The organism is Bradyrhizobium roseum (assembly GCF_030413175.1).
GTDB lineage: Bacteria > Pseudomonadota > Alphaproteobacteria > Rhizobiales > Xanthobacteraceae > Bradyrhizobium > Bradyrhizobium roseum.
Genome location: NZ_CP129212.1, coordinates 624,738 through 641,472, shown reverse-complemented (window position 1 = coordinate 641,472; position 16,735 = coordinate 624,738). Strand labels below are relative to the sequence as shown.

Below are 16,735 nucleotides of genomic sequence, written 5' to 3'. Positions count from 1 at the left end.
CAAAGCCAACATGTACACCGGCAAGCATGCGCATCTTCGGCCGCTGCAACCCGCCTTCATCATGGCAAGCACGGGCGAAACGGTCACCTATCGCGAACTGGAGGCGCGCAGCAACCGGCTCGCGCATCTGTTCCGCAACCGCGGCCTGAAGCGACTCGACCACTATTCGATCTTCATGGAGAACAACAGCCGCTATCTCGAAGCCTGCGGCGCCGGCGAACGCTCGGGCCTCTATTATACCTGCGTGAACTCCTACCTCACCGCGGGCGAGCTCGCCTACATCCTGACCAACAGCCAGTCGCGTATCCTGATCACGTCGAGAGAAAAGCTCGATATCGCGCGCGAGGCGCTCAAGGAGTGCCCCAAAGTCGAACTCTGCGTCGTCGCCGATGGCGAAGGCGAGAGCGACCGCATCGTCGGCCTGCAGGAAGTAACCGCCGGCCTGCCGCACACGCCGATCGGCGACGAATATATCGGCACCGCGATGCTGTATTCCTCCGGCACCACAGGCCGCCCAAAGGGGATTTTGCGCCCGCTGCCGGAGCAGCCGGCGGACCAGCAACTGCCGCTGTTCGATTTCCTGGTGAAGATCTGGCAGTACCGCGAGGGCATGATCTACCTGTCGCCGGCGCCGCTCTATCATTCGGCGCCGCAGGCGGCCGTGAACCTCACCATCAAGATGGGCGGCACCGCCATCATCATGGAGAAGTTCGATCCCGAGCAATATCTCGCGCTGATCCCGAAATGGGGCATCACCCACACCCAGCTGGTGCCAACGATGTTTTCGCGGATGCTGAAACTGCCGGAAGACGTGCGGACGCGCTACGATCTGTCGTCGCTCGAGATCGCGGTTCACGCCGCCGCTCCCTGCCCTGCGGCGGTCAAGGACGACATCATCAAATGGTGGGGGCCGATCGTGCACGAATATTACGGCGCCACCGAAGGGCTCGGCTTTACGGCCTGCAACAGCGAGGAATGGCTGGCCCATCGCGGCACCGTCGGCCGGGTGCTGCTCGGGGATCTGCACATCCTTGACGAAAACATGCAGCCCTGCCCCAAGGGAACGGCGGGCACGGTGTGGTTCAAGACGGCGACCCCGTTCGAATATTTCAACGATCCGGGCAAGACGCAGGAGGCCCGTTCGGCCGACGGCAGCATGAGCACGGTCGGCGACGTCGGCTATGTCGACGACGACGGCTTTCTCTACCTGACCGATCGCGCGACGTTCATGATCATCTCGGGTGGCGTGAACATCTATCCGCAGGAATGCGAGAACCTCTTGATCACCCACCCCAAGATTGCGGATGCGGCCGTGTTCGGCGTGCCCAATCCGGATCTCGGCGAGGAAGTGAAGGCAGTGGTGCAGCCGATGCCGGGGGTTTCGCCGGATCAGGAGCTGGCCGATGAGCTGATTGCCTTCTGCAGCCAGTCGCTGTCGCGCCAGAAAGTGCCGCGTTCGATCGATTTCGAGGCCGAGTTGCCGCGGCTTCCGACCGGAAAACTCTACAAGCGGCTGCTGCGCGACCGCTACTGGGGGAACAAGACCTCGCGGATCGTTTGAGCCGCACCCGTGTGGTGCGGTGCATCATTCCAATGGGGCGGTATCGCGCGAGTGGCGGGATGTGTTCGCGTGATTTGGCGCAAATGATCGAAAAGCAGCCGGCACGTTCCGCGACATGGACTTTCCCTAGTCCGAATTGTCCATCCTTGCGTCGGCTTGCCCGGTTGCCCCGACGCCGCGCCATGCTATCGTTGATCTCAATCGGCCAATTGAGACCGAAAATTGTGGAGGGGACCATGCGGAGCGTTCATGCGCTTGCCGCCGCAGCGTTGTTGTTGCTGCCGGCTTACGACGTTGCTTCGGCGGCCGAGCCGAAACAGGGCGGCATTCTCAGGATGTATCACCGCGACAGCCCGGGCAGCGCCTCGATCCACGAGGGCGCGACCTACTCGGTCAACATTCCCTTCATGCCGGTTTTCAATAACCTCGTCATATTCAAGCAGGACGTGCCGCAGAACAGCGTCGAATCGATCGTCCCCGACCTCGCCGAAAGCTGGGCGTGGAGCGCCGACAACAAGAAGCTGACCTTCAAGCTGCGGCAGGGCGTCAAATGGCACGATGGCAAGCCGTTCACCTCGGCCGACGTCAAATGCACGTTCGACATGCTGATGGGCAAATCGCAGCAGAAGTTTCGCCAGAACCCGCGCAAGTCCTGGTACGATCAGGTCAGCGACGTGACAGTCAACGGCGATTTCGAAGCGTCGTTCGAACTGAAGCGACCGCAGCCGGCATTGCTGTCGCTGCTCGCCTCCGGCTATACGCCGGTTTACCCCTGTCACGTCTCTCCGGGCGACATGCGCACCAAGCCGGTCGGCACCGGACCGTTCAAGTTCGTCGAGTTCAAGGCCAATGAATCGATCAAGCTGACCAAGAATACCGACTACTGGAAGAAGGGCCTGCCGCACCTCGACGGCATCGAATTCACCATCATCACCAACCGCTCGACGGCGATCCTCGGCTTCGTTTCCGACAAGTTCGACATGACCTTCCCCACTGAAGTGTCGATCCCGCTGCTCAAGGAAGTCAAGACGCAGGCGCCGAAGGCCGTTTGCGTGGTCGAGCCGATCAACGTGGCGACCAACATCATCGTCAACTCGTCCTCGCCGCCGTTCGACAATCTCGATATCAGGCGCGCGCTGGCGCTGTCGCTGGATCGCAAGGCGTTCATCCAGATCATGTTCGAGGGCCAGGCCGATATCGGCGGCACCATGCTGCCGGCGCCGGGCGGTCTGTGGGCGATGCCGAAGGAGATGATGGAATCGATCCCCGGCTACGGCCCCGACATCAACGCCAACCGCGACGAGGCGCGCAAGCTGATGCAGAAGGCCGGCTACGGCCCGGACAAGCGGCTCGCGGTCAAGGTCGCCACCCGCAACATCCCGATCTACCGCGATCCCGCCGTCATCCTGATCGACCAGTTGAAGAGCATCTACATCGACGGCGAGCTCGACGTCGTCGATACCGCGCAATGGTTCCCGAAAGTCGCGCGCAAGGATTACACGCTCGGCCTCAACCTTACCGGCAACGCCGTCGACGATCCCGACCAGTCGTTCTACGAGAACTATTCCTGCGGCTCGGAGCGCAACTACACCAACTACTGCAACAGGGAGATCGAAAAGCTGTTCGACCAGCAGTCGGCCGAGACCGACAAGGAGAAGCGCAGGAAGCTGGTGTGGGAGATCGACAAGAAGCTGCAGGAGGATGTGGCGCGCCCGATCATCTTCCACGGCCGCTCCGGGACGTGCTGGCATCCGTACGTGAAGGGCGTCACCATCATGGTGAACAGTTCCTACAACGGTTACCGCTACGAAGACGTCTGGATGGACAAATAAAGTAGCGTCCAGCCGCAAGAACAATCCAGCCTGCCGGGGAGAACCGCCTAGGTGTTTGCTTATATCGTGCGACGCCTCGCCTTGATGCTCGTGACCCTGATCGGGATCTCGATCATCATCTTCGTACTGCTGCGCGTCGTTCCCGGCAACATCGTGGATATCCTGTTCGACGCCGCCGGCTTCGTCGATCCCACCGACAAGGCCAACCTCGAAAAGGAGCTCGGCCTCGACCTGCCGATTTGGCAGCAGTACCTGAACTGGATCGGCGGGCTGTTACGCGGCGACCTCGGCTATTCCTACGTCTCGGAGAAGCCCGCACTGGACGAGATCCTGCCGCGGATTCCGATCACCGCGCGGCTGGCGGCGCTGGCGTTGCTGTTCTCGGCCTCGATCGGCATTCCCTTGGGCGTCATCAGCGCGGTGCATCAGGGATCGAAGCTCGACTACACCCTCCGCCTCGTCAGCCTGAGCGGGCTGTCGCTGCCCTCGTTCTGGCTCGGCCTGCTGGTGCTGATGGCGTCGGTCTCGCTGTTCGGCGCCATGCCGATCTACAACCCGAACCCGAAGACCTGGACCGAGGCGTTCGCGATCTACGCGGTTCCGGCAATGGCCGTCGGCTTCCGCAGCGCCGCCCTGACCATGCGCATCACGCGTTCCTCGATGCTGGAAATCCTGCGCCAGGACTATATCCGCACCGCGCGCGCCAAGGGCGCCTCGGAATCGTCGGTCAATTATCGCCACGCGCTGAAGAACGCCATTCTGCCCGTCATCACCGTGATCGGCATCGAGGCGGCGTTTTTGATCGGCGGTCTCATCGTCACGGAAACCGTGTTCAATATTCCCGGCGTCGCCCGCTTCCTGGTCGAGGCGCTGCGCTGGCGCGATTACCCGATCGTGCAGAATCTTGTGATGCTGATCGCCGTCGTCGTGGTGGTCGCGAACTTCACCGTCGACATGCTTTACGCGGCGATCGACCCGCGCATCCGGTATGGGGATTAAGAGTTTGGCCACGATCAATTTCGACAGCGAGCTGAGACGGGCCGGCGCCTACTCGACGCATGGCTGGCGCCGGCTGCTGTTTCTTGCCCAGCGCTATGTGCTGGGCACCATCGGTCTGCTCATCATGGTGATGTTCGTCTGGATGGCGATCTCGGCCGACCTGATCTGCCGCTACGATCCGCTCAGCGTCGACTCCGCGCAGCGGCTGGCCGGGCCCAGCGCCGCGCACTGGATGGGCACCGATTCATTCGGCCGCGACGTCTGGAGCCGGATCGTGCACGGGGCGCGGATCTCGCTCGCCGTCGGCATCGGCGCCACTGTGCTGGGATCGTCGCTCGGCGTCCTCGTCGGCCTCGCCTCCGGCTATCTGTCGGGCTGGGTCGATCTGGTATTTCAGCGCGTCACCGACATTCTGCAGGCCCTGCCGCTCCTGGTGCTGGCGCTGGTGATGACGGCGGCGCTCGGCCCGTCGCTGCCGAATGTCATCATTGCCATTGCGATTCCGCTGATCCCGACGGTCTCCCGCGTCATCCGCGCCAATACGCTGGCGCTGCGTGAACTACCGTTCGTCGAGGCCGCGAAATCGATCGGCATGAGCGAGACCCGTATCGCGTTCCGCCACGTGCTGCCCAATACGCTGGCGCCGCTGATCGTGCTGGCGACCGCGCAGCTCGGCTCCACCATCCTCACGGAAGCATCATTGTCGTTCCTCGGCCTCGGCATTCCCGAGCCCTATCCGTCCTGGGGCCGCATGCTGTCGGAATCGGCGGCGGAATATGTCCGCACGGCGCCGTGGCTGGTGATCTTCCCCGGCGTCGCGATCAGCCTCGCCGTGTTCGGCACCAATCTGTTCGGCGACGCGCTGCGCGACATCCTCGATCCGAGGCAGCGCGGCTGATGACCGAGACGCAGAAGGACGACACGGTTCTCGATGTGAAGAACCTGCAGACGGTGTTCTTTACGAACTCCGGCCTGTTCCGCGCGGTCGACGACGTGTCGTTCACCGTGCGCCGCGGCGAGACGCTGGCGATCGTCGGCGAATCCGGCTGCGGCAAGAGCGTGACCGCGCTGTCGGTGATGCGGCTGGTGCCGGACCCGCCCGGCCGGGTGATCGGCGGCTCGGTGACGCTGGAGGGCACCGACCTGCTCGGCCTCGGCGAGGCGGAGATGCGCAAGATCCGGGGCAACCGGATCTCGATGATCTTTCAGGAACCGATGACCTCGCTCAACCCAGTGATGCGGATCGGCGACCAGATCACCGAGGTGCTCCGCCTGCATCGCGACATGACCTCCAAGGAGACCTGGGCCAAGGCGGTCGAGATGCTGCGCCTGGTTCGCATTCCCGAGCCGGAGCGGCGCGCGCAGGAATATCCGCATCAGCTTTCCGGCGGCATGCGGCAGCGCGCGATGATCGCGATGGCGCTGGCCTGCCGGCCGGCGCTGCTGATCGCGGACGAGCCGACCACCGCGCTCGACGTGACGATCCAGGCCCAGATCCTGGCGCTGATTGTCGATCTGCAGAAGACGCTCGGCACCGGGTTGATCCTGATCACGCACGACCTCGGCGTGGTGGCGCAGACAGCGCAGCGCGTCATCGTGATGTATGCCGGCAAGAAGGTCGAGGAAGCCACGGTGGAAGATTTGTTCGCCAACCCGAAACATCCGTACACGCGCGGGCTGATGGCCTCGATGCCGGCGGTGATCTCGTTCGGCGCCAAGACCGATGCCCGGTTGAACGAAATTCCCGGCATGGTGCCGTCGCTGACCAACCTGCCGCCGGGCTGCGCCTTTGCGCCGCGCTGCAGCCTCGCCATCGACCGCTGCCGCGCCGAATATCCGCCGTTGCAGGAAGTCGATGGCGCTCATCACGCGGCATGCTGGCGCGCGGCGGAACTGGTAGGCGCGCCATGACCGATCAACGCCCCCTGCTGGAGGTCACCGACCTCGTCAAGCATTACGCCGTGCGCGGCGGCATTCTGCGCCGGCAGGTCGGCACCGTGCATGCCGTCGACGGCGTCAGTTTCTCGGTCGGCAAGGGCGAGACGCTCGGCATGGTCGGCGAGTCCGGCTGCGGCAAATCGACGGTGGCGCGCACCGTGCTGCGGCTGGTGGAGCCGTCCTCCGGCGCCATCAAGCTCGACGGCACCGACATCATCGGCCTCAGCAAGGCCGAGATGCGACCGCACCGACGTTCGATGCAGATCGTGTTCCAGGACCCGTTCGCCTCGCTCAACCCGCGCATGACCGCGGGCGACATCGTCGGCGAGCCGCTCGCGGTGCACGGCCTCGCTACCGGCCGCGCGCAGCAGGAACGCGTTGCCGAATTGTTTGCGCAGGTCGGCCTGCGCGCCGACCAGATGAAGAACTATCCGCACCAGTTCTCCGGCGGCCAGCGTCAGCGCATCTGCATCGCGCGGGCACTGTCGCTCGGGCCAAAGCTGATCGTATGCGACGAGCCGGTCTCGGCGCTCGACGTCTCGATCCAAGCGCAGGTGATCAATCTGCTGATCGACCTGCAGCGCAAGCACGGTTTTTCATATCTGTTCATTGCGCATGATCTCGCCGTCGTCGCCCATATCAGCCACCGGGTCGCGGTGATGTATCTCGGCCGCATCGTCGAGATCGCCGACAAGACAGAACTGTTCGCCAACCCGCGTCACCCCTACACCCAGGCGCTGCTGGCCTCGGTGCCGATCGCCGATCCCAAGGCGAAGAAGCTGGCGCCGATGGTCGACGGCGACGTCCCGAGCCCGATCAACCCGCCGTCGGGCTGCGCGTTTCACACGCGCTGCCGCTATGTGATGGACCGCTGCAAGGTGGACCGCCCGGCGCTGGCAGACGCCGGTGAGGGACATCAGGTGGCGTGCTGGCTGAATGAGGGGACGGGGCGAGCGGAGAATTCGTGAGATCTCTTCACCCGCCCCTTGAGGGGGCGGGTCGGCTCGCGTTGAGCGAAGCGAAATGCGAGACGGGGTGGGGTGATCTCTCAACACGGGCACCGTCCCAGTGGAGAGCCTGTCACCCCACCCCGTCACGCATCTTGCGATGCGTGACGACCCGCCCCCTCAAGGGGCGGGTGAAGAGGATAGCGCCCCCGCGATCTCCACCACGATCCTGCCTGTCGTCACCTGCTCGCCTTCGACGACATCGATCGACGAAACCGTGCCGGCGACACCCGCCGTATGCACATGTTCCATCTTCATCGCTTCGAGCGTCATCACCGGCTGGCCGGCGGCAACCTGCTCGCCGGGCTTGACCAGGACGGCGACCACGCGGCCGTTCATCGCCGCGCGTACCTTGCCGTCGCCGCCGCTGGTTGCCGCGGATACCGGCGCCGCCAGCGTCAGGTCACGCGCGGCAATCGTGACGCCGCGGTGCAGGACGTATAGCCGGTCGCCATCGCGCAGGAATTTTGCCGATCCCATCAGATCGCCGTCGTGGAAGCGGATCGTATCGGGACCAAGCTCGTCGAGCTCGAAGCGAATCTCGCTGCCATCGACAACGGCGACATAGCCGCCGTCGCGGCCGCGCACGATGTCCACCTCCTGCGCGCCAAGGCCACGATCGATCCGCATCGTCAGCGGAAACGTCGCGGCCAGGCTTCGCCCCCTGCGCCAGGGCGGCGCGTGGGAGTTGGTGACGTAGAGCAGCAAGGCCGCCAGCGCGGTTTCCGCCTTGTCGTCTTGACGTGACGCCAGCAACTCGTCGCGATGCTCGCCGATGAAAGAAGTGGTCGCCTCGCCCCTGGCGAAGCCGGGATGACGCAGGCAGGAAATCAGAAATCCCTGATTGGTGGTGACGCCGAACGCAACGGTCTGCTCCAGGGCGCAGATCAGCCGGGCCCGCGCCTCGTTGCGGTCGGCGCCGTGACTGATCAGTTTCGCGATCATCGAATCATAGAACGGCGGAATCTCGGAGCCCGATTGCAGCGCATGCTCGGCCCGAACACCGTCCGGCATCTGCCACAGCGCCATTTTGCCGGACTGGGGCACGAAATCGTGGCCGGCGTCTTCCGAACACAGCCGCACCTCGATGGCGTGGCCCGAGAATGTGACGTCCTCCTGCACCAGTCCCAGCGGCTCGCCACCCGCGACCCGCAGCTGCAGCTCGACAAGATCGAGGCCGGTGATCGCCTCGGTGACGGGATGTTCGACCTGCAGCCGGGTGTTCATTTCCATGAAATAGAACTCGCCCGACGGATCGAGCAGGAACTCCAGCGTCCCTGCGCCTTCATAGCGAAGTTGCCTCACCGCGGCGACGGCAACCTCACCCATCCGCGCGCGCAATTTGCGGTTCACCGCCGGCGACGGCGCTTCCTCGATCAGCTTCTGGTGCCTTCGCTGCACCGAGCAATCGCGTTCGCCGAGATGGATGGCGTTGCCGTAGCGATCGCCGAACACCTGGATCTCGATGTGGCGGGGATTGAGGATGGCGCGTTCCAGGATCACATTGCCGTCGCCGAACGCGCCTTGCGCCTCAGATCGCGCGCTGCGCAGAGCGTCCGGGAACGCCGCCGCATCCGCAACCAGCCGCATGCCGCGCCCGCCACCGCCGGCGACCGCCTTGATCATGACGGGGAAGCCGATCTTCCTCGCCTCCGCCAGCATCACGGTGTCGCTCTGGTCGGCGCCCTGATAGCCGGGCACGCACGGCACGCCGGCCTTCCGCATGATGTCCTTGGCGCCCGCCTTGTTGCCCATCGCCCGAATCGCTTCCGGCGACGGGCCGATGAACACCAGCCCAGCGTCGCGGCAAGCCCGCGCAAACTCTTCGTTTTCGGCGAGAAAGCCATAGCCCGGATGCACAGCGCCGGCGCCACTGGCTTTGGCGGCAGCGATAATCGCCTCGATCCGCAAATAAGACTGCGCCGGCAGCGCTTCGCCGATCCGCACAGCGGAATCCGCTTCGCGCACATGCAGTGCGTCGCGATCGGCATCCGAATAGACGGCGACCACGCCGTAGCCCAGCCGGCGTGCGGTGCGCATAATCCGCAGCGCGATCTCGCCGCGGTTGGCGACGAGGATCTTGAAGAACGGCGTCCGCTTCATCATCTGGTCGCTCATGGGCGCGCCACCGAGAACTGCATGCGCTGCGGCGTGCGCGCCTCGGCCTCGCCGCAAATCGCCAGCACTTCGGCGAGTACGCTTCTTGTATCGCGTGGATCGATCACGCCGTCGTCGAGCACGCGGGCGCTGGTCGAGAACACGTCCATCTGGCCGTCGAACACGCCGGTGATCTGCGCCTTCATGGCGTCGAGCTTTTCTTTCTCGATCGGCTTGCCCCGCCGCGCGGCGGCAGCCTCGGTCACGATCGCCATCGTTTCCGCCGCCTGCTCGCCGCCCATCACGGCCGTTCTGGCGTTCGGCCAGGAGAAGCAGAAGCGCGGATGGAAGCCCCGTCCGCACATGCCGTAATTGCCGGCGCCGAAGGAGGCGCCGCAATAGAGCGTGATCTGCGGCACCGTCGCCGACGTCACCGCCTGGATCATTTTCGAGCCGTGCTTGATCATGCCGGCTTCTTCATAGGCCTTGCCGACCATGTAGCCCGTCGTGTTGTTCATATACAGGATCGGCGTGCGCGACTGGCAGCAGGCCTGGATGAAATGCGTCGCCTTGTTGGCGCCGGGGACGTCGAGCGGCCCGTTGTTGGTGATGATTCCGATCGCCCGCCCCTCGATGCGGGCATGGCCACAGACGGTCGCCGGGCCGTAACTGGCGCCGAACTCGGTGAAATCGGAATCGTCGACGAAGCGCGCGATGGCCTGACGCATGTCGACGGGCCGCTTGTGGTCCATCGGCATGATGCCGAGCAGTTCCTCGGCGTCGTAGCGCGGCGGCTTGAACGATGCTTCCGCGGGCTTCGGCCGGTCCCATTGCATATTGGCCATGATGTCGCGCGCGATGCGCAGCGCGTCGCGGTCGTCCTCGGCGAGATAATCGCCGAGTCCGGAGACGGACGTGTGCATCTCCGCACCGCCGAGCTCTTCTTCGGTGGCGATCTCGCCTGTCGCCGCTTTCAACAGCGGCGGGCCGGCGAGGAATGCACGGGTCCGGCCGCGGACCATCACGATGTAATCCGACAGGCCAGTCTGATAGGCGCCGCCGGCCGTCGACGAACCATGGGTCACGGTGACGACGGGCAGCCCCGCTGCGGAGAGGCGGGCGAGATTGCGAAAGATGTTGCCGCCGCGAATAAAATCCTCGACCCGGTAGCGCAGCAAATTGGCGCCGGCGCTTTCGACCAGTTGCACGTAAGGCAGCTTGTTCTCCAGCGCCAGTTCCTGCACCCGCAGCGTCTTGTCGAGGCCATAGGGCTGCAGCGCGCCGGCATCGATCCCGGAATCGTTGGCGCTGACCATGCAGCGGATGCCGGAGACGAAGCCGATGCCGGCAACGAGGCCCCCGCCGGGCACGCTCTTGTCGGCATCGGGGACGTCGAACATGTAGCCGGCAAGCGTCGACAGTTCGATGAAGGGCGAGCCGGGGTCGAGCACCAGCGCCACGCGCTCGCGCGGCAGCAACTGTCCCCGCCTGTGGAAGCGATCTTTTGCGGCGGCCGAGGCAGCGCGGGTGCGATCTTCGAGCGACCGCATTCGCGCAATCAGCGCCAGCATGCCGTCGCGGTTGGCCTTGTAGGCCGCGCTGCCGGTCGCAATCGTGGATTCCAAAAGGGCCATTGCTACTTTCCGACAAAATGTTCGCTGAAGGCCTGGCGCAGCTCGACCTTGCGCAGTTTTCCGGTCGCCGTCATCGGCATCTCGTCGAGGATCCGCACCAGTTTCGGCACCTTGAAGCCGCCGAGATGCTTGCGGCAATGTTCTGATATCGCGGCTTCATCGGCCTGCGCGCCCGGCTTCAGCTTGACGAAGGCGGACACCGCCTCGCCCCATTGCGGATGCGGCAGGCCGACCACGGCGGCGTTCTGCACGGCGGGATGCGCCAGCAGCGTCTCCTCGATATTGACCGAGGCAACGTTCTCGCCGCCGGACTTGATCATGTCCTTCTTGCGGTCGAGGAACAGCACCTCGCCATGCTCGTCGATCAGCGCGAGATCGCCGGTGTGATGCCAGCCGAACTTGCGCGCTTCCTCCGTCGCCTTCGGATCCTTATAGTAGCCCATCATGACGTTCGGCCCGCGATGCACGAGTTCGCCGACCTGCCCGCGTGGCAGCAGATTGCCGTTGTCATCCATGATTGCCGTCTCGTTGACGATCAGAGACTCGCCCCAATAATTGCCAAAGCGTTCGAGCTGGCGGTCGGGCTGCGACATCGTGGTGGCCGGATACATTTCGGTCTGGCCTGAACTCAGCACGAAATTCGGACACATATCGGCCATCGCACGCTCCAGCAGCGGGCGGCCCATCGGCGCCATGGTGTAGATGCAGGTCCGCAAGTGCGAAAGATCGAACTCCCGGCGGCGCGGGTGATCGAGGATCGCCTGGTACATCAGCGACAGGCCGACGAACACGGTCAGCCGGTCGCGCACGATGGCTTCCATGCAGACCACGGGATCGAAGCCGCGCATCAGCGCCATCCGGCCGCCGACCGACAGATAGCTCAGCAGCAGCACGTGGCCGGCGCAGTGGAACAGAGGAAACTGACCGGTGATGCCGTCGTCCCGGCCGAGCTTCATTTCGATCGCGTTGCTCATCACGGCCATGACGACGGCAAGATGACAATGCATCGCGCCCTTCGGCCGCGACGTCGTGCCCGACGTGTAGATGATCATCGCCAGATCGCGGTCGTCGATCTCGATCTCGGGCTCGATCTCGGACTGGCCCTTGATGAGGTCGTTGAAGTTCTCCAGTCCCGTCTCGGCGATCTTGCCGGCCAGATCGATCGCGATCATCTGCATGTTGCGCTTTTCCAGCGCGGCGCGGCGATCGGGCTGCGCATGCATGGCATCGTCGATCAACGCAAAGCGCACCTCGGCGTGATCGAGGATGTAATCCATGTCGGCCGGCCCGAGCATGGTGTTGATCGGCACCCACACCAGGCCGGCGCGGTGGACGCCGAACAGCGCTTTGACGAACTCGACGGAATTGTTGCAGATCGTGGAAATCTTTTCGCCCGGCTTCAGTCCGCGCTGGACGAGGTAATTGGCGAAACGGTTGGCGTCCTGTTCGAGTTCGGTATAGGTCACGCGGCGCGCACCGTCGGTCAGTGCAATGCGATCCGGAAACCGCGCTGCTGCGCGCTTCAAGAGATCGCCGATCGCGACCCTTCCGATCCGGCCGGGACCGGGCACGCCGCCGGTTGCTGCGAGATTGGTCATTTGGTCCTCGTCCAATTACTCACACCAGCGTCATTGCGAGGAGCGAAGCGACGAAGCAATCCAGCTTTCGTGCCGCGGCACATGGATTGCTTCGCTGCGCTCGCAATGACGGCTGGCGCAGATGTCAGTGCTTGGTTCCAAAGATCTGCCGCGCTTCCGCCGGGCTGGCGATCTCGCGGCCGGCGCGACGCGCACAGCCGGCGATCTCCTCGATCAGCTGGCCGTTCGACGTCACCTTGGTTCCGTTGGCGAGATAGAAGGTGTCTTCGAGCCCGGTGCGCAGATGGCCGCCGAGTTCGGCGCAGCGCTGGTGCAGCGGCCAGATTTCGGCGCGGCCGATCGCGGTGACCTGCCAGCGGCCCTGCGGCAGTTTCAGCTTGAGCAGGATCGGCAGCAATTCCGGGTCTGCCGGCATGCCGGAGGCCACGCCCATCACGAAATTGTACTCCAGCGGACCGGAATACATCCCGGTCTGCACATACATGTTCACGCAACGCACGATGCCGACGTCGAAACACTCGAACTCGGGATTCGTGCCCGCGACCTTCATCACATCGAGATAGTCCTGCACCTTCTCGACCGCGTTATCGAACATCATCGGCGGCCAGGCCCAGGTGTTGTCGGCCTTGACCTTGAGATAATTCAGCGAGCCGGCGTTGCATGCCGCGATCTCGGGCTTCGTCTCGCGCACGCAATCGAGCGCGCCCTGATAGTTCGGGCCTGACGTACCGGTGGTGTGGTTGATGATGACGCCGGGGCAGGCTTCGCGAATGGCCTGCTGGATCTCTTTCGAGACGTTGACGTCCCAGGACGGCAGGTGCCCCTTGTTCGGTTCCTGCTGGCGCAGGTGAACATGCATGACGCTGGCGCCGGCGTTGAACGCGGCCCTGGCCTCGCGCGCCATCTGCTCCGGCGTCACCGGCACGTTGTGCTGCTTCGGATCGGTCAGCACGCCGTTCAGCGCGCAGGTGATGACGGCCTTGTCGCCCATGGAGAAGCCTTCGATTGCAGGACGCGACGGATCGCAGAAATGTCGCTGCGATCATGCGTCCCGCATCAGCCGGCTTCTTGCGTCAACCCGCTAAGCTCGGTGCTGGCGCGGCGGTGGCTATAGATCGCCAGATCCCGCGAGCCTGAAAAGATCGCGCGCGGCTTCAGGCCGTAGAAGCGGCGGATCGAGTGGCTGAAATGCGTGGAGTCGGGATAGCCGATGTCCTGCGCCAGATGCGCGAGGTTGATGTCCTGGTTGGCGAAGTGCAGCAGATGCCGCGCCCGCTTCCAGGCGCGGAACGAGCGGAAGGAAATGCCGGTTTCTTCCTTGAACAGGTGCAGGAAGCGCGACGGCGACAGCCCCGCCTCCGCGGCGCAGCTCGCCGCCGTCACCGGCTCGCCGGAGAATTTTCCGATCTGCACGATCGCGCGCGCGACGCGGGCATCGAGGTCGCGCGGCGGCAGCGCTTCGCCAAGGCAGAGGGTATCGAACTCGGCGCTGGAGAATTCGCGGCCGGCGTGATGTTCGCGCAGTTCGAGATAGGCGGCACGGATGCGGCGGGCGAACGCCTCGCCTTCCGGCCCTTCCAGACGTTTGGCGAGATCTTCGAGCGCGCCGGGACGAATGCTCTCCGGCTCGATCACGATTGAGAGCACCGAGCGGTGATCGCTGGCGATGGTGTGCCTGACATTCGGCAGCACGGCGACCATCTCGCCGTAACTCTCGCGGCCATCGGCCGTCGTCAGCCACAGCCCGCCTTCGATCGAGACGTAGATGTTGAACCCGCCCGAGCAGCGTTGGCGCGGACGGCCGAGCAGCCCCGCGTAGAACACGCGCTCCGGGGTGATCAGCATCAGGTGGCCGGATTTGTGGCCGATATCGTCCATGGTGCATCCTCCTCGCGCGACTCTTTGGACGCTGCGACTGAAACAACCATAGCGGAAATTTGTGGCCTGTCATCGATATAAGAGGGCCGTCATTTCCCGGCGCGCCTTGTTCACCCGCCCCTTGAGGGGGCGGGTCGGCTCACATGGAGCGTAGCGCCATGTGAGACGGGGCGGGGTGACAGACTATCCGCGCATGCTCTGCAGGCGTAGAGACACCGTCGCCCAGCTAGCAGAAAATGCGTGGAGAGACTGTCACCCCACCCCGTTACGCATCTTCGATGCGTAACGACCCGCCCCCTCAAGGGGCGGGTGAAGGACGCACCCGCGGCGCAATGTTCTGCGCGATGCCGGCCGCGCGTTCGGCCGCAACCGCGCGCTGGTAGCCGTCGCGTTCCTGCAACCGGGCCCAATAGGCGGACACATTGGGGCCAAAATCCTTGGCGAGGCCGATATTGCCGGCGAGGCGCAACGCATAGCCGTTAACGATGTCGGCCGCGGTAAAGCGCCCGGCGCACAAGTTTTGGCCATTGGCGGTGGCTGCCTCCACGGCGCGCAGCCGGCCGAGGAACCATTTGGCGTAATCTCCGGCGACCTGGGGATTGCGCCGCTCCTCCGGTTCGAGCTGGCTGTATCTCAGCACCAGCGTCTGCGGAAACGTCAGCGTGGCGTCACTGAAATACATCCAGTTCAGGAACGCGCCATAGGCCGGATCGTCCATCCCGACCACCAGCGGCGTCGGGCCGTATTTGGTGCCGAGATAATAACAGATACCAGAGGACTCCGTCATCTTGGTCTCGCCGTCGACCATGAACGGAATGGTGCCGAGCGGATTGATCGCGAGATATTCCTTGGCCAGCACCCGCGGCGGGAACGGCAGCATCTTCAGCTCATAGGGCAAGCCCATCTCTTCCAGCATCCAGAGCGGCCGGAACGAGCGTGCGCCGTCGCAGTGATAGAGCGTGATCATGGGAAGTTCCCTTCAGGCGTTGCTGTGCTTGCGCAATTCGAGGCGGGCGATCTGGTTGCGGTGGACCTCGTCCGGGCCGTCGGCGAGGCGAAGCAGCCGCGCGGTGGCGTAGGCCGCGGCCAGCCCGAAATCATTGCCGGTGCCCGCGCCGCCATGGGCCTGGATCGCCCAGTCGATGACCTGGCAGGCCATGTTCGGAACCGCGACCTTGATCATCGCGATTTCCGCTTTCGCCACCCGGTTGCCGACGGTGTCCATCATGGACGCCGCATTCAGGGTCAGCAGCCGCGACTGCTCGATCATGATGCGCGATTCCGCGATCCGCTCCTGGGTGACGGTTTGTTCTGACACCGCCTTGCCAAAGGCCACGCGATTTCTGGTCCGAATGCACATCTTTTCCAGCGTTCGTTCGGCTAGCCCGATCAGACGCATGCAATGATGGATGCGGCCGGGACCAAGGCGCCCCTGCGCGATCTCGAAGCCGCGGCCTTCGCCGAGCAGCATATTGGATGCGGGAACACGGACATTGTCGAACACGACTTCCGAGGCGCGGTCGGGTACGCCGTAGAATCCGAACACCGGGATCGGGCGAAGCACCTTGACGCCCGGCGTGTCCATCGGCACCAGGATCATCGACTGCTGGCGGTGGCGATCGGGATTGTCAGGGTCGGTTTTGCCCATGAAGATGCAGATCTTGCAGCGCGGGTCGGTCGCGTTGGTGGTGTACCATTTGCGGCCGTTGATGACGTAATGATCGCCGTCGCGAACGATCGAGCTCTCGATGTTGGTGGCGTCGCTGGAAGCGACCGCCGGCTCGGTCATGGCGAAACATGAGCGGATTTCGCCTGCCAGCAGCGGCTTGAGCCAGCGTTCCTGATGCTCCCGCGTGCCGTAGCGCGCCAGCACTTCCATGTTCCCGGTGTCGGGCGCCGAGCAATTGAACAGCTCCGGCGCCAGATGCGAGCGGCCCATGATCTCGCAGAGCGGCGCGTATTCGAGGTTGGTCAGGCCGGCGCCGTGTTCGCTCTCCGGCAGGAACAGATTCCATAGGCCCTCGTCGCGGGCCTTTGGCTTGAGTTCCTCGACGACGGGATAGACCTTCCACGGGCCGAGCTCTTCCGCCTCGCGGTAGTAGCGCTCCTCGTTCGGATAGACGTGGCGGTCCATGAACGAGCGCAAGCGATGCTTGAGTTCGACGACCTTCTGGCTCTCCTGATAGAGCAT

13 protein-coding genes are annotated in these 16,735 nt (G+C 64.2%); 6 read left to right on the top strand and 7 right to left on the bottom strand.

All coding sequences use genetic code 11. The features are described 5' to 3' along the window. The first annotated feature begins 10 nt into the window (after nucleotides 1-10). From QUH67_RS02875 to QUH67_RS02850, 6 genes are all read left to right on the top strand, one after another. Complete coding sequence (locus QUH67_RS02875) at nucleotides 11-1,561, top strand: AMP-binding protein (RefSeq protein ID WP_300945139.1); 1,551 nt, start codon at nucleotides 11-13, stop codon at nucleotides 1,559-1,561. A 236-nt stretch (nucleotides 1,562-1,797) separates the two neighbouring features. Beyond that, complete coding sequence (locus QUH67_RS02870) at nucleotides 1,798-3,393, top strand: ABC transporter substrate-binding protein (protein WP_300945138.1); 1,596 nt, start codon at nucleotides 1,798-1,800, stop codon at nucleotides 3,391-3,393. Nucleotides 3,394-3,444: 51 nt separating this feature from the next. Continuing rightward, a complete protein-coding gene (locus QUH67_RS02865) occupies nucleotides 3,445-4,392 on the top strand; it encodes an ABC transporter permease (protein WP_300945137.1) in 948 nt (315 codons plus the stop codon). A 4-nt stretch (nucleotides 4,393-4,396) separates the two neighbouring features. After that, nucleotides 4,397-5,290: an ABC transporter permease gene (locus QUH67_RS02860; RefSeq protein WP_300945136.1), complete on the top strand. Its 894-nt coding sequence runs from the start codon at nucleotides 4,397-4,399 to the stop codon at nucleotides 5,288-5,290. Next, entirely contained in the window at nucleotides 5,290-6,303 is a 1,014-nt protein-coding gene (locus QUH67_RS02855) for an ABC transporter ATP-binding protein (protein ID WP_300945135.1), read from the top strand. Before QUH67_RS02860 ends, QUH67_RS02855 begins: the two co-directional genes overlap by 1 nt. After that, nucleotides 6,300-7,298 carry an ABC transporter ATP-binding protein gene (locus tag QUH67_RS02850; RefSeq protein WP_300945134.1) on the top strand — a complete coding sequence of 333 codons (999 nt, stop codon included), beginning with the start codon at nucleotides 6,300-6,302 and terminating at the stop codon, nucleotides 7,296-7,298. Before QUH67_RS02855 ends, QUH67_RS02850 begins: the two co-directional genes overlap by 4 nt. A 159-nt stretch (nucleotides 7,299-7,457) precedes the next feature. Here QUH67_RS02850 and QUH67_RS02845 read toward each other — a convergent pair whose 3' ends face one another. The 7 genes from QUH67_RS02845 to QUH67_RS02815 all read right to left on the bottom strand — a co-directional run bounded on the left by QUH67_RS02845 (nucleotide 7,458) and on the right by QUH67_RS02815 (nucleotide 16,735). After that, complete coding sequence (locus tag QUH67_RS02845; RefSeq protein ID WP_407080401.1) at nucleotides 7,458-9,455, bottom strand: acetyl-CoA carboxylase biotin carboxylase subunit; 1,998 nt, start codon at nucleotides 9,453-9,455, stop codon at nucleotides 7,458-7,460. Next, nucleotides 9,452-11,068 carry an acyl-CoA carboxylase subunit beta gene (locus QUH67_RS02840; RefSeq protein WP_300945133.1) on the bottom strand — a complete coding sequence of 539 codons (1,617 nt, stop codon included), beginning with the start codon at nucleotides 11,066-11,068 and terminating at the stop codon, nucleotides 9,452-9,454. The genes QUH67_RS02845 and QUH67_RS02840 overlap by 4 nt, the downstream gene beginning before the upstream one ends. Before the next feature lie 2 nt (nucleotides 11,069-11,070). Continuing rightward, on the bottom strand, nucleotides 11,071-12,666 hold the full coding sequence (locus QUH67_RS02835; RefSeq protein WP_300945132.1) for an AMP-binding protein: 1,596 nt from the start codon (nucleotides 12,664-12,666) through the stop codon (nucleotides 11,071-11,073). A 124-nt stretch (nucleotides 12,667-12,790) separates the two neighbouring features. Beyond that, the gene (locus QUH67_RS02830) at nucleotides 12,791-13,657 is read right to left on the bottom strand and encodes a BKACE family enzyme (RefSeq protein WP_300945131.1); all 867 of its coding nucleotides are present in this window, start codon (nucleotides 13,655-13,657) and stop codon (nucleotides 12,791-12,793) included. 65 nt (nucleotides 13,658-13,722) lie between these two features. Next, the gene (locus QUH67_RS02825; RefSeq protein WP_300945130.1) at nucleotides 13,723-14,544 is read right to left on the bottom strand and encodes an AraC family transcriptional regulator; all 822 of its coding nucleotides are present in this window, start codon (nucleotides 14,542-14,544) and stop codon (nucleotides 13,723-13,725) included. A gap of 298 nt (nucleotides 14,545-14,842) precedes the next feature. Continuing rightward, entirely contained in the window at nucleotides 14,843-15,511 is a 669-nt protein-coding gene (locus QUH67_RS02820; protein ID WP_300945129.1) for a glutathione S-transferase family protein, read from the bottom strand. Between the two features lie 12 nt (nucleotides 15,512-15,523). Beyond that, nucleotides 15,524-16,735 carry an acyl-CoA dehydrogenase family protein gene (locus QUH67_RS02815; RefSeq protein WP_300945128.1) on the bottom strand — a complete coding sequence of 404 codons (1,212 nt, stop codon included), beginning with the start codon at nucleotides 16,733-16,735 and terminating at the stop codon, nucleotides 15,524-15,526.